Raw genomic sequence first — 13,620 nt, 5'->3', positions numbered from 1 at the left:
CTTCTTTAGGGGAAATGGACATATATTTGGATGATCACCTAGATGTTCATCATGCTCGGTAAAATACAAAAAAGCGCCGGTTCAATGAACCCGGCGCTTATCATAGCCTCACACACCTGTCCGGTCCGGACGCAAGCTTTCGCGAAATTCTTTCGGTGTCCGGCCGGTTTCCGCTTTGAACACCCGATTGAAGTGCCGGATATTGGAAAACCCGGCTTCATAAGCAATCGAGGCAATTTTGTCGTCGGTATGAAGCAGACGCTTCGAAGCTTCACGTACGCGTACCTCGGTAAGAATCTCGACAAACGAGCGGCCCAACCGGTTCTTGAACAGACTGCTCAGGTAAGAGGCATTCAGATACACCATTTCCGCCATGCTCCCGAGTGTAATAGGTTCTGCATAATGTTTTTCGATATGCCGGACTACCCGATCCACTGCATGAGGAATGCCATTCCTGTCATCCTTCTTGATCAGAGCCTGCAGCGACCGCAGCAGGCCGGCACAGTATTCGGACAGCTCTGCGCGCGAGCTAAGCGCAAGCGCCTGCTGCAGCGTACCGCCAATATCGCGTCCTTCCGGCCATTCGTCCTGCAGTCCATGATCTGCAGCCAATCCGTAAGCTTCAAGCAGCATCCGGCAGATCTGCTCATGGATAACCGCCGGCCCGGCTCCGGAACCGCAAAGCTGCTCGATCCCTTCGCGAACCCGTTCGCCCAGATCCCCTTCCTGCCCTTCAAGCAGCGCCTGTTCCAGATAGCTGCGATTGGTCAGCGGCGTCTTGCCCGCACCGGCTTCCTGCCGCGGAGGATCTTCGTACAGCAGTACCCGGTTGCCTCCCGATGTCAGCCGGTACAGCAGCGCGATACGGGCTTCACTGTACGACTTGGAAGCCTCCTCGACGCCATGCACACCGCTGCCGATTCCGATCGTAATCGTCAGATTCGCATCACGTCTGATTCTTGCCGCGATCTGCCGAGCCAATTCTGCCACTTCTGCCCGCGATTCATCGGACACTGCGGCATCCAGCAGCGCTACAGCACTCTCCCCATGCCGGAACACAAAGCCAGCACTGCGTCCTGCCAGCGACTCCTCGAGAAATTGGCGAATATAGAGCGAGAATAGCTCGGCTTCCTGACGCTCGTAGCGGAGAGGCTCGATTGAATCTTTGTCTAGTTCGGCGACAAGGCAGTATACGCCGTGCTCGAATTCAATGCCCGCTTCACGCAGCTGTCCCCGCCGAGCGTGAGGCAGCTCGCCTCGAACCAGCCCATCCAGCAGTCGTTCCCGCTCTTCCGCCAGGTCGGCCGGCATCCGCCGCGCCGGCCTTAACTCTCTCTGCTGGCGCTCCTTCAGCAGCAGCTCTCGCTCCACCTGATTCAGCACCCGATACAATTCTTCCTTATCGATCGGCTTGAGCAGATAGTCACGTGCCCCATAGCGAAGCGAACTCTGCGCGTAGCGAAAATCGTTGTACCCACTCAATACGAAACAGCGGATTTCCGGGTAACGCTCGCGAATCTGCTCCTGCAGACCGATACCGTCCAGCTTTGGCATACGAATATCTGTAATGACGAGCTCCGGCTTCAGCCGTTCGATCTCCTCCAACGCTTGAAGTCCGTCTTTCGCTTCTCCTACAACTTCCCAACCCGTATCCGATATGCCGATCAAATGCCGCAGCCCTCTGCGGAAGATCGCTTCGTCGTCGACAACCAGCACTTTTCGTTTAGCCAATGTTCTCTCTCCCTTCCTTGAGCGCTGCGGTTTGCGCTTCCGGCAGCAGGATCTGTGCCAATATTCCTCCCGAATCGGCCCGTTTCAGACGAACACCAAATGCCGAGCCGTAATTCAGCACCAGGCGCCGGTGCACGTTGACAAGCCCGTGCCCGCCGGGCCCTTCCGGCAGCAGTCCCTCCCGCATCTTGGCGTTCTGCTGCCGAAGTGCCTCGTCGTTCATACCCGGCCCGTTGTCTTCGACGGCGATGACGACCCTGCTGTCCTCCCGGCCGATAACAATACGAATTTTCACTTCTCCGCTGCCCTTTTCCAGTCCGTGGATAATCGCATTTTCGACAATCGGCTGAAGGGTCAGACGAATGACCGGATGTTCCATCAATCCCGGTTCCGCCTCGATCGTATAGCGAAGTCTTTCTTCGTAACGGATGCTCTGAATAGCCAGATAACCCCGAATATGCTCGATTTCTTCACGAATTGTCACTTCGTCCCGCCCCCCGCCCATGCTGTAGCGCAGCAGGGCGCTCAGATGATTGGTCATGCTGACGACTTCGCGATTGCCTTCCAGCTCGGCGTACATACTGATTGAACCCAGCGTATTGTACAGAAAATGCGGATTGATCTGACTCTGCAGCGAAGCGATTTCGGCATTTTTTTCCCGAATCTCCGTTTCGTACAGCCGGTAAGTCAGTGCCCCCAGCCTCGATACCATCAGATTGAACGTCCGGCTCAAATGTCCAATTTCATCCTCGCTGTCAACCGGAATGGATATGCCGAACTCTCCCTTCTCGACCTTCTTCATCGACTGCCGCAGCCGGCTCAAGGGACGAGTAATTCGCAATGAGTACAGAATGGATACCAGCACCGAAGCAACCAGACAAGTCAGACCGACCAGCAGCATCTGCCGATTGACCGTCTCCGCATCTTTGAGCAGCACACTCATCGGCACCGCCTGCAGGACCGTCCAGCCTGTGATCGGCGAAGTGACGTAGGTCATCAGGACCGATGAGCTTCCGCTCCCCAGTGTAACCGTTCCGCTGCCCCGATAAGCCGCCAGCCGGCCTCCTGACTCCGGAAATTCGCCGCTTTCGTAAATCGGTTCTCCCCGGTCGTCCAGTACCGCAACCGACCTCTCTCCACCTCCCGACAGACTCGCAATCCGTTCGCGCAGATCGCTCGACGGTACATCGATCTTCAGAATGGCGAGCCGCTGCCCGCTCTCCAGACTGCGAATGACGCGTACAGCGGAAAATACGTTATAGATTGAGCCGTTGTCCGACTGAATCGAATGGGGACCGACAAATACAGCCTGACCGGAAAAACCGGATGAAGCATAGACGTTCAAATCCGCATCGTATTCCTCGGTAAACCGTCCCGGACTGTCGGGCGGCTCGACATACGAGCGAACTTTCTCCGCCTGCAGCGTAATTCCGATCGTATCGACGCGTCCATTTACGCGAATGCGCCGCATGAACTCTTCCAGCAGCAGACGTTCCTCGTACAGCGTCGTGACACGATTGCCTCTACGCTCCAAATAATCGATCAGATCCGGGGTCTGATACGGCAGCACCGAGAGCAGTGCCAGCTCATTCATATAAATATCGAGATTGGCACTGAATTCGTGCACGGCGTCCGCCTGATAGGCTCCGACATTGCGCTGCACTGCCTTCGAGTATCCGATACTGCTCAGCAGATAGGAGAGCAGCAGAGGAACGGAGATCAGAATCAGATTAATCCAGATCAATTTGAAAGCAAGTCCTCTGTCTTTCCAGTATCGATTTTTCCAGAAAGCCGCGATGTTGAGCATCTTCATTCCCCCAGAATCCGATCAATCTTCGGCTCGATTCCCTGCAGCATATCTTCCACCGTCTGACTCCCTGACCAGAGCCTCTCCAGCTCGCCGACCAGTTCGTCGCTTACACGACCCTGCTTCGGATGATCCGGGAAGTAAGCGACATCGTCGGCCGCGTCGGCATAATCACTGCGATGCGGCAGCAGCAGAAAATCTTCAGAATGCGCCGCAGCTTCGTATGCCGGAATATGACCTGCCTGCGCCCACATATCGCCTCTGCGGGTCAACCAATCGGCGAATCGCAGTGCCGCCTGACGTTTCACCGGATTTTCCTCCGCCTGCGCCGGCAGCGCCAACGTATGCGCGTCTCCCCATGAAGCCGGATGATCATAGATTTGTGGCAGCGGCATGACGCCGAAATCAAGGTCTTCCGCCTGCTCGAACAATCCGATCGACCAGACACCGAGGAACAGCGTTGCCGCCTCCCCCCGGGCGAACTCGCTCGTTGCATCATTGATATCCGGCGGAATCAATCCTTCCCGATATAGCGAGTCTACGTAATTCAGCGATTTCCGGGCTGCTTCCATATTCAATTTTGCGCGACCGTCAGCAGTGTAGAGCTGCCCTCCCCCGTCAATCTGACTGTACAGCGACCACCACAGCCAGAGCGAATCGATGCGAATACTTGGCACGGCCAGCGGTGCGATATTTTCCGGTACATCATCACGAATCTTTTTCAGAAATTCGGTAAATCCTTCCTCGCCGGGTCCGATTACCACTTTTCCGTTCTTGTACAGACCGGCCTCACGCAGCCATTTCTTGTTGTAATACAGCACCCCGAAATGCGCATCCAGCGGCAGGCCGTAATGAACATCGTCGAGCACCGTTTTGTCCAAAATGTTCGGGTTGAAGCTTGTCCAGTCCACTTCCGCCTGTACCGCCTCCTCGGCTCCGATTGCTGTAACAAATTCCGCGGGTACGTACTGTGCATATTTTGAAGCATGTACAATGGCGACATCCGGAGCTTCTCCCGTGACGATAGCGGTAGACAGCTTCATATAATAATCGTCCAGCTTATTGTTGGTCATCCGCACCGTAACTCCATCTTCATTTTCCTCGTTATACTGTGCCACCAATGCATTCATGAAAGAACTGTCCCCTCCGCTGAACGGTGTCCAGAACTCGATCGATATCGCTTCTTCTGCGGCGGCTGGCGTTTCGTATCCGCTTTCATAACCGTTCGTGAGCCATAATCCCAAGGCCAGCACTCCGCCTGTCAGTACAGGCACCAGCCACAGCGGGGTTCTTTTTCCGTACCAAAAATTCAGGCGGCGCATTCCGATCATTCTCCTCTCGTCCGGCCTTCGCTCGCTGTTTTCTCCGTTTGCTTTCCTTATACACTCCCTTGTGTCCATTGTAAATCCAAACTGAAAAGAAACGTCGTTTTCTGTCCTTTTCCTAAAATACCGTCCACATCCAAAAATATGTCCATCTCCACTGACTGCCTCAGTTCTCCAAAAATAGGACCGCCAGCTCCAAAGATCTGTCCTGTTTTTCACTCTAATCTTCAGTTAAGTTATTCCTGTACATTCCTGCGTGCTTCTCGTTGACCCTGTCGGATATTAAACTGCGCAAATGATAACTTAAATAGGGTCAGCGTATTGCACCACGAAATTAATGTAAGCGCTTATCTGATTAAAAACTTATCTCATTTTAAAAACCGAGGGGAGACAAGCAGATGAACAAGAAAACGTGGATCAAGGGAGGCCTTGCGCTTATGCTGCTCGGCACGACGATGACCGGCGGCAGCTTTGAGGCTGTGCAGGCCGCTGCCGCTCAAGCCCAATCTCAAGTAAAAAGCGATTTCTACAACGTGATTATGCAGGACGGAGCAGACCCGTTTATGTATCGACATGCGGACGGGTACTACTATTACACGAAAACGACCGGAAACAACGTTACATTATGGCGCTCCAAAACGCTGACCGGCATTGACGCAGGTGAGACGGTAGTTGTCGAGACCGGAGGACAGAATGTGTGGGCACCGGAACTGCATCGGATCGACGGCGCTTGGTACATCTATTACGCAAAAGATGACGGCGACAATGCCAACCACCGGATGTACGTCATGCAGAATAAATCGCTCAATCCACTCGAAGGAACTTGGGTCGACAAAGGACCGATCACCGACTCCACCAACCGCTGGGCGATCGACGGCACGGTCTTCAAAGCACGCGGCATTTCGTACTTTGTCTGGTCGGGTTGGGAAGGCACCGAGAATGTTCGTCAAGTGCTCTATATCGCGCGCATGAGCAATCCGTGGACGATCGACTCGCCGAGAGTGGAGATCGCGCGGCCGGAATATCAGTGGGAAACGAACCATAACCCTCACGTGAACGAAGGCCCGCAGATTCTGCTCAAAGGCACTACGATCAACATCGTCTACTCTGCCAGCGGCAGCTGGACCGACGATTACTCACTCGGTCTGCTAACAGCGAAAAACTACAGCGATCTGCTGGACCCGGAATCGTGGACCAAACGTCCGGATCAAGTATTCAAAACAGGAAATGGCGTCTATGGACCGGGACACGCCAGCTTCACTAAATCGCCGGATGGGCAGGAAGACTGGATGGTCTATCATGCGGCGAAAAGGCAGAGTTCCGGTTGGGACCGTGAGATCCGCACGCAGCCGTTCACATGGAACAAGGATAACACCCCGAACTTCGGCAGCCCGCTGGATCCGAATCAACCGATTCCTCTGCCTTCCGGCGAGCCCAAACGCGATCGCTACGAAGCGGAAGACGGACGGCTCGCCGGAACGGCGAAAGTCTCGCAGCATGAGGACAGCTCCGGCGGCGCCAAAGTCGGCTATATCGATACCGAGGACAGCTATGTGGAAGTCGATGTGGATGCAGCGAAGAGCGGGACGTATATCCTCTACGCACGCACCGGCAACGGTACAGCTGGCGGAAACTGGTCGACACTGAAGCTGTCTGTAGACGGCGGTCCGGCGAGCGACTTCTTCGTGACCAATCAGGGCTGGGACAACTGGGGCACCTCTACACAGAAAATGAGCCTGAGCAAAGGCAAGCATACGATCCGTTTCGCCAAAGGGAACGGATATGCAGAGATCGACGGATTCGACTTGTTCCGGATCGGAAAATAAGCGGAGTTAGAAGTCGGAAACCGATCGAAGGGCTGTATAAAAAGAAAAAAGGACGAGGGCCGGATCAAATGGCCCTCGTCCTTTTGTTATACAGCTTTCGAAGAATCATCAAACATTATTGCATCTGAAGAGTGTTCCACTCAATCCGAGCCGATTGTTCACCATAAACATTAGCGCCACTCCACCACGTTCTCCAGCGGTTGACGAGTCTTCTCCGGCGCTTCCGCGGAGCGATAGCCGAAAGCGGACATACAGGCCAGGCCGAAGCGGCTGTCGTCCATCAATCCTTCCTCGATCAGCACACGCTCTACTTCGTGCTTGACGAAGCCTTCCATCGGACAGGAATCGATGCCGATCATGGCCGCAGCGGTCATCATATTGCCGAGCGCCAAGTAAGTCTGACGGCATGACCATTCGAACATGGCGCGCTCATTATCCTGCAGCGCAAAGCCGGTGCGCAGAAATGTATCGTACGTTTTGCGCTTCATCTCGGCAATCTCCTGAGGCAGACGCTGCACCTCGTTCAGCATATACGAGATATAATCGGAGTCTGCTGTCATTTCGCGGGGCAGACGTGCCAGCACCAGCATCGCATGACTGGCCGAAGCCAGCTGCCGGCGTGCTCCGCCTGCATGTGCGGCGATCTTATCACGCAGCTCCGGATTTTGTACCACAACAAACTTCCAAGGCTCAAAACCATACGAACTCGGCGACATACGACCAGCTTCCAAAATAAAGTCAAAATCTTCTTTCGATACTTTGCGTTCCGGATCAAAGTCCTTTACCGCGTGACGAAACTGATAAGCGTCCAGCAGCTGGCGTTTGACATTTTCATGGGATTCGGCTGCCGTGTCCGGCTTGTTAATCATTCAAACTCCTCCTCGATTTTTCTTGCGTATCTGTTCTTCCGTGCTCGTGCTTCCGTGTTCGTTCTTCCGTCCTTACTCTTCTTGCTCCTTTTGATTTTAACGCACTTTTTTCGTTCACTCCATGCTTTAAGAAAGAGACATTATTTTTCTTATTTCTACTAACAAGCAAGAAGGTATTTATACCTAAAAAAGAGAATAATTATTACATCCTAAAAAAAGAAGGGTTGTAGATCCATGAGCACAGCATTCAATATTCAAATGAACAGCTCAGAAGGTCGGGAGGGAGCCTCTTACTTCGACGGCAATATTTTTCAATACATAGGTTGGAGTATTGTCGGCTACCTCGTTACCGTATTCACACTCGGTTTGTGTTACCCGCTTGCGCTCGTCATGATCTACAAGTGGAAAGCTGAGCACACTGTAGTCGGAGGACGAAGATTGTCTTTCGACGGTACAGCTGTACAGCTGTTCGGTAATTGGATTAAGTGGTGGCTGCTGTGCATTGTAACTTTAGGTATTTATTCTTTCTGGCTCGTGATCAAGCTGGAGCAGTGGAAGGTTAAACATACTCATTTTGCTCGTTAATTCCAAACAGGAACCCAGCATGAATATGCCGGGTTCCTGTTTGATATCGAATAGCCACCGCGTACATGCAAAATACGAATCAGCTTCATCTTCTACGCAGCTTCCTCCCCAGCCATACGATCAGCAGCAGAGCCACCGCAATCAGCACGCTGTTGAATACGATCTGAAGCGAAGCGCGCGGACCGACTATCGCTTCCGGCGTGCCCGATTCTCCGAGCGGCGCTTCATTCATTGAAGGCGGTACGAACTGTTCCGCCGTCTCGGGTCCAAGTGAAGCTTCTTTCGGCTGCTGGCTCTCGATTTCCGGCCGGAACGCTTCAATATCGTACTCTGGCGATTCTTGCTCCGCTTCCGCTCCGTATACCAGCCGGTAAGGCCCGGTGTCGGTATCTTCGAATACCAGCCGATCAACCCGGTAGCCGACCTCAAGCGACTGAATCTTCAGCGGCGGATTGCCCGCATTATCGATCACAACCCTCGGCTGCTCGCTGCGGATCGGCTCCTCCAGCCGAATTTCCGTATCGTCTATAGCTGTGCCGTTGAGCTCCAGACGGGCAAGCCGGTCCGGAGACAGGATTCGGGTATTGAGCCCGCCTCCCGGTACCTTGTCTATAGCATACAGCCGGCTGAAGCCGCTCGATCCGTCCGAAGCGGAAGCATTGATCTTGATTCGGTCGATCTTGAGCCGGCCCGCGTTGTACAGGACAATCTCCGACATCTGTATATTCGGTTCCACGTTAAAAGGAAGTTCTTTCGTCCGACGGAACGCTTCGCCGCTGACGGCCGCACCGACATCGGTAAGCGTTCCGCCGTTAATATCGAGATCCTTGCCGCCATTCGGTATGATCAAGCGGTAATAACCGTATTTCTCCAGGCCCTCCAGCTCGATTACATTCCGAGATGTACCTTCGTTTGTCGAATACAGCTCACCTTCGGTTACGCGCTCCCAGCGCTGCCCGTCATAGCTGCCTTCAAGCGTCACTGCCGCAAGGAAAGAAGCGGCCGGAAGTTCGAACGTTAATAGGCTTCCGCGCACATCCTCACTCTCCGTTGACGGTACGACGCGAAAGTCAAGCCGACTTTCCTGTTCACCATCCTGCCGGGCAATACGTTCCAGCGGATAATCGCGGTTGGTTCCCCGCTCTCCTTCCTCGCCCGTATCGATGTAGTACGGTATAAACTGTCCCATTGCATTGACGATCCGTACGTCGCCCAGATCGTCCTGAGCACGAGCGTAGACGTCCGCATCCAGAAACAGCGACTGGTAACGCGAACCCTCCGCAGGGGCAATTTCTTTGGAAAACTGCCAGAGATCCGAACCGGAGGAATCGTTCTCCTCTGCCCTGGTCTGAACGTCGGCGGCTCCGGCATATACTCGTGCATCGTTTCCCGGCAGCAATTCCGAGATGCCCGCTGTACAAGTCAAGAGCAGTGTCGTGCATAGTACGGCCCCAAGCACGGAGCCCCGTCGTTTTCTTGACTTTGCTGGCAACTGCCTACCGCTCCAGAAGATTGCCCCATTGGCGGCCAACAGAATCAATAGTGCCGCATAATCGGCTGCCCCGTTCAGAGTTCGCTCGCTGTTCAGCAGCGGCATCGTCAGCATTAGACCAAGACCGATCAAGCAGCTTACACCGTACAGGACCAGCGCATAAATATCCGTTATTCGGTTCCGCATCAGAGTGAACCGCGAAAGTCCGAACGACAGCAGTGCCATTACAGCTGCCGCAAGCAGCATCTCCGTTTCGCGGAGCAGATTCCTCTGGTTTTTTTCGATCGTAAGGAGCCTTGCTTTAAACTCGCTCATACCTACAGCCTCCTGTGTTTCTTTTTCAAGGTAATGATTGTGGTTGCAGTAAGATTTGTTTCTAATATATAGGGCTAAAGCGCTCAAAAAGTATACTTCTTGTTACCCTTTTTGTCACATTTCAGGCATTTAAACAACAAATTTACGATATTGATCGACCTACAAAATCAATTATTTTAAATTTTACCTATAGTTTGTGACATTAATCACATTTAAACTTTTAGATTTAATCTATGATTAAGCCATGGAAGAGATGATCATCAAATTAAACAAAAAAGTCGTTCCAACAAGCGGCTGAAGAAACCAATAGGAGAGTGGGATCAATGAACAATTGGCTGAGAACGAATAAAGTGGCAATGTGGCTGCTGACCGTCATTCGCGTCTATGTCGGATTTAAATGGATTGAAGGCGGATGGGGCAAGTTGACCGGCGGAGGCTTTGACGCTACGGGATTCCTTCAGGGAGCCATTGCCCAATCAGGCGGCGACCATCCGGCGGTACAAGGCTTCTGGGCGAGCTTCCTGGAGCATTTTGCTCTTCCAAACGTCGGATTGTTCAACTTCCTTGTTCCGATCGGTGAATTCGCTGTCGGTCTTGGGCTCATCCTTGGTGCATTCACAACTTTTGCCGCACTGATGGGGATGGTCATGAACTTTGCTTTCCTCTTCTCGGGCACAGTCAGCACCAACCCTCACCTGATTTTGGCTGAGATCTTCATCGTTGTTGCCGCCCTTAACGCCGGCAAAATCGGTCTGGACCGCTGGATTATTCCTTACCTGAGAGCCCATGTGTGGGGACGCAAGAAGCGTGATCAACATACAAACGAACAGCTGAATCAAAAACCCAGAATGGCTTAACGAGCAAAACTGCGGCCTATAAAGTTCCGAATCGTCTGCCTCCCACATTCCCGGCGAATGTATCGAGGCAGGCTTTTTCTTGTATAAAAAACCAGGCAAATAGATTCATTTTAAGTCAAATTTAGGATTTTTACAGTCAAAAGCACCTATTCTCCTTATAATAAAAGTAAGCCACCAGGCATAGGTCTTTGTTCGGGAGCGAAGATCTGGGCCTGGTTCGCTATGAAGAAAAAGGGGATGAAGGAAATGGAAAAAACAAGGTTAGGCGTTTCGGTAGGCATGTTGGCTGCGGCCGTGTACTTTCTGGGGATGATCAGTACGCTGGCACTGGTAATCGCTGCCGGGTATGTGCTGCTGTACGAACGCAATGAATGGTTGAAGAAAAGTGCCATCAAAGCATCGGTCGTTACGATTGCCTTTGCCCTGCTGGGGATGATCGTACCTCTCGGCAGCAGTATTCTTGGCGTACTTGCGGGACTGGCCGGCTGGTTCGGTGACAGCGTCTTTATAGGATGGCCGCTCGGCTTGAATTCGATTCTAAGCGGTGTGCTTAGTATTGCTCAGATTGTAGTTCTCGGTATTCTGGGATTCCGTGCACTGCGCCAGCAAGAACTTAAGCTTTCGAAAATTGACAGCCTTATTGAACGCCACGCTGCATAGTCAAATACATAAGTTTCATCTAAGTTTCATCATGAATAAAAAACAGGCCTCTCCGCTTTCGCATTATCGGAGAAGGCCTGTTTTATGTAAATTTTCAGTTTGTCTCGATGGTATTCGATTCTCGTACACCTCTATGCCGCCTTCATTTCGGAACCCGTATGCCGTGGCTCTGAGCCAGATCGATCAATGCGGATGCGCCGAAGCGAACAGCCATCAATACTTCGTCGCGCTCTTCGCTGCTGCGGTAAGCGGGCGGCGTATTCCTGCCGCTCCCGAAGTCGTCCCTGTCAGTGCCGTAATAAGGATGCCAATCAGCCGGATAGCCGGAGGAGGCAAGCGTATCGCAGGATTCAGCAGCAGTCGAAACATTCCGCTGAACTTCCGCATCTGTCCCTTTTACAGCAGTAGTCTTGAAGAGGTCTGCATTCGGAAGTGCTTGAGCAGGCTTCAGATGTCCGGCTTCCTTCACCATTACATTCTCTTCGCCTTCCACCGCTCCGCACAGCCTCATCGCAGGCTCCAATGCCGAGGTAGCGTCCGCTCCTTCCTCCGCGCACAGCAGAAGCAGCTCCAGCAGCTCTGCCGCCCGTTCCGGATCACGAAGCTGCACCGGCTTACCGTCTCCGTCCGCTTCGTTCCCCACCAGTTCGCTCAGCATCAATCCAGCCCATTCCGCCACTTCCGTCGCTTCCTCCGGCAGTACCCGAATTCGAATCACGTCTTCGCTTCTTCCGTCTCGCATGATTATTCCTCCCTTTCAATACGTTCTCTTATTTTCTATTCTAAGTCCTAAAATAAGAAGATAAAGAGAAGATAAAGAGAAGTATTTTTCGCATTTTAATGAGGCATCAGAGCACAAGAGAATAGGCATACAAAAACAAAAAAGCGGACCTCGTCTCGTCGACGATTTCCGCTTTATGTGAAAAATAACGCTCTATATGATTCAAACCGAATCCGAAAAATAATGATCCCGTTCCGGTTTCTCACCGAATGTCCGAAGAGCCTAACCGATTAACCGGTCTAACGCCTTGTCCGTCATCTCTGCGTCTGGCCCGCTTTGGACCGCTGCGAAGTTCGTTCGTCAGTTCCATAAACCATTCTTCATCGCGGATCTGCAGCGCCAGGTCAATCAAGCTGTGAATCTCCTGTTCGCTCTTGCGCGGGCTGTCCGATAACTTCTTCATTCCTCGATCCGACACGGCAATCTCCTTGCCCATCAGTTCCCTATTGTCGCTGTGGGTGACTTGCAGCAGAGCTGTCTGAATGGGCGCGCTCGCCGCAATCAGATAACCGTGTACCAGAGCGCCGTCGTCGGTATATGCTTGAACCCAGTCCCCCGTCGTCCATTTACTCATGTTGATACACCTCTCTCTTCCCCATTAAGAAGTTTGTGTTTGTCGGATCCGGCTAAAAAGATTATACTTGGGATACAACTGTAATTATACTATATACAGTTCAAAAGGTCAAGAAAAGTGAGGGTGATATCGCCCTCTGTACACGACCTTCGGAACTTATCTTTATATTAAATCAAGTTTAGGAGGGATAAACATGAATAGCGAATTTCCTACGGCTGTACACCTGCTTGTTTATCTGGCGCATTCGCCTTCCAAGACAGCCAATAGCGATGAACTGGCTCAAAATGTGAATATTAATCCCGCCCGCGTCCGCAAAGCGATGGGCTGTCTGCGGGATAAGGGTTGGGTCAGTACTCGCGAAGGAATAGGCGGCGGCTACTCGCTCGATGCCGATCCTGCGGAGATTCGCTTGGCGGATGTCTACCGTGCTTCCTGCTTGGCCGGACTGCGTCCGAAAAAAGGCACTGGCCTTCCTGAAAGCGACTGCGTCGTCTCCTCGGGCATCTCCGGCGCTATGAATCATTACTTCGCCGAAGCCGAGCGCTGCTACCTCGACTACTTCGACGGCGTGACCATACAGGAAGTGCTGGATCGCATCGTTCGTGGCGAAGAAAAGGAGGCCCACTAATAGGGGCCTCCAGGCTGTCGAGAAAGTCCCATCCGTAGAGAATCCGTGGAGGCTGCAGAGGAAATTCGTTTCGGTCGCGTGTTGAAATCGAGAAAAGGGATTAAATTTTATTGGAATTTTCTCGATTTCAAAGGCGAACGCTGGCGCTCCTTCACTGAATTTCCTCTTCC

General features: G+C 52.6%; 12 protein-coding genes. 5 read left to right on the top strand and 7 right to left on the bottom strand.

Features of this window, described 5'->3' with window-relative positions:
- Nucleotides 1-108: 108 nt before the first annotated feature.
- From F456_RS0119080 to F456_RS0119070, 3 genes are read right to left on the bottom strand one after another with little or no spacing between them, the layout of a single operon-like run.
- Nucleotides 109-1,731 (bottom strand): response regulator, encoded by a 1,623-nt coding sequence (locus F456_RS0119080; protein ID WP_018978656.1) that lies wholly within the window; start codon nucleotides 1,729-1,731, stop codon nucleotides 109-111.
- Complete coding sequence (locus F456_RS0119075; protein ID WP_018978655.1) at nucleotides 1,724-3,538, bottom strand: cache domain-containing sensor histidine kinase; 1,815 nt, start codon at nucleotides 3,536-3,538, stop codon at nucleotides 1,724-1,726. The genes F456_RS0119080 and F456_RS0119075 overlap by 8 nt, the downstream gene beginning before the upstream one ends.
- A 2-nt stretch (nucleotides 3,539-3,540) precedes the next feature.
- Nucleotides 3,541-4,860 carry an extracellular solute-binding protein gene (locus F456_RS0119070; protein ID WP_018978654.1) on the bottom strand — a complete coding sequence of 440 codons (1,320 nt, stop codon included), beginning with the start codon at nucleotides 4,858-4,860 and terminating at the stop codon, nucleotides 3,541-3,543.
- 401 nt (nucleotides 4,861-5,261) lie between these two features.
- On the opposite strand from F456_RS0119070, the gene F456_RS0119065 reads away from it, so the two are divergent.
- A complete protein-coding gene (locus F456_RS0119065; protein WP_018978653.1) occupies nucleotides 5,262-6,689 on the top strand; it encodes a family 43 glycosylhydrolase in 1,428 nt (475 codons plus the stop codon).
- Nucleotides 6,690-6,859: 170 nt separating this feature from the next.
- Here F456_RS0119065 and F456_RS0119060 read toward each other — a convergent pair whose 3' ends face one another.
- Nucleotides 6,860-7,558: an NAD(P)H-dependent oxidoreductase gene (locus tag F456_RS0119060; RefSeq protein ID WP_018978652.1), complete on the bottom strand. Its 699-nt coding sequence runs from the start codon at nucleotides 7,556-7,558 to the stop codon at nucleotides 6,860-6,862.
- Nucleotides 7,559-7,792: 234 nt separating this feature from the next.
- On the opposite strand from F456_RS0119060, the gene F456_RS0119055 reads away from it, so the two are divergent.
- The gene (locus tag F456_RS0119055; RefSeq protein ID WP_018978651.1) at nucleotides 7,793-8,143 is read left to right on the top strand and encodes a DUF898 family protein; all 351 of its coding nucleotides are present in this window, start codon (nucleotides 7,793-7,795) and stop codon (nucleotides 8,141-8,143) included.
- 85 nt (nucleotides 8,144-8,228) lie between these two features.
- Here the strand turns inward: F456_RS0119055 and F456_RS0119050 are convergent, their stop codons facing one another.
- Nucleotides 8,229-9,950, bottom strand: coding sequence for a DUF3999 family protein (locus tag F456_RS0119050; RefSeq protein WP_018978650.1), 1,722 nt, complete (start codon nucleotides 9,948-9,950; stop codon nucleotides 8,229-8,231).
- A 323-nt stretch (nucleotides 9,951-10,273) separates the two neighbouring features.
- Between F456_RS0119050 and F456_RS0119045 the strand changes: the two genes are divergently transcribed.
- Entirely contained in the window at nucleotides 10,274-10,807 is a 534-nt protein-coding gene (locus tag F456_RS0119045; RefSeq protein ID WP_018978649.1) for a DoxX family protein, read from the top strand.
- Nucleotides 10,808-11,053: 246 nt separating this feature from the next.
- The gene (locus F456_RS0119040; protein WP_018978648.1) at nucleotides 11,054-11,467 is read left to right on the top strand and encodes a hypothetical protein; all 414 of its coding nucleotides are present in this window, start codon (nucleotides 11,054-11,056) and stop codon (nucleotides 11,465-11,467) included.
- 142 nt (nucleotides 11,468-11,609) lie between these two features.
- Here the strand turns inward: F456_RS0119040 and F456_RS0119035 are convergent, their stop codons facing one another.
- Together F456_RS0119035 and F456_RS0119030 are read right to left on the bottom strand one after the other, a co-directional pair.
- Nucleotides 11,610-12,209, bottom strand: a complete 600-nt coding sequence (locus F456_RS0119035) for a hypothetical protein (RefSeq protein WP_018978647.1) — start codon at nucleotides 12,207-12,209, stop codon at nucleotides 11,610-11,612.
- Between the two features lie 241 nt (nucleotides 12,210-12,450).
- On the bottom strand, nucleotides 12,451-12,822 hold the full coding sequence (locus tag F456_RS0119030; RefSeq protein WP_018978646.1) for an IDEAL domain-containing protein: 372 nt from the start codon (nucleotides 12,820-12,822) through the stop codon (nucleotides 12,451-12,453).
- Nucleotides 12,823-13,015: 193 nt separating this feature from the next.
- Here F456_RS0119030 and F456_RS0119025 point away from each other — a divergent pair, with 193 nt between their 5' ends.
- Entirely contained in the window at nucleotides 13,016-13,450 is a 435-nt protein-coding gene (locus F456_RS0119025; RefSeq protein ID WP_018978645.1) for an RrF2 family transcriptional regulator, read from the top strand.
- The last annotated feature ends 170 nt before the right edge of the window (nucleotides 13,451-13,620 follow it).

The organism is Saccharibacillus kuerlensis DSM 22868 (assembly GCF_000378145.1).
Taxonomy (GTDB): Bacteria; Bacillota; Bacilli; order Paenibacillales; family Paenibacillaceae; genus Saccharibacillus; species Saccharibacillus kuerlensis.
This window is presented reverse-complemented; position numbering and strand designations above follow the sequence as displayed.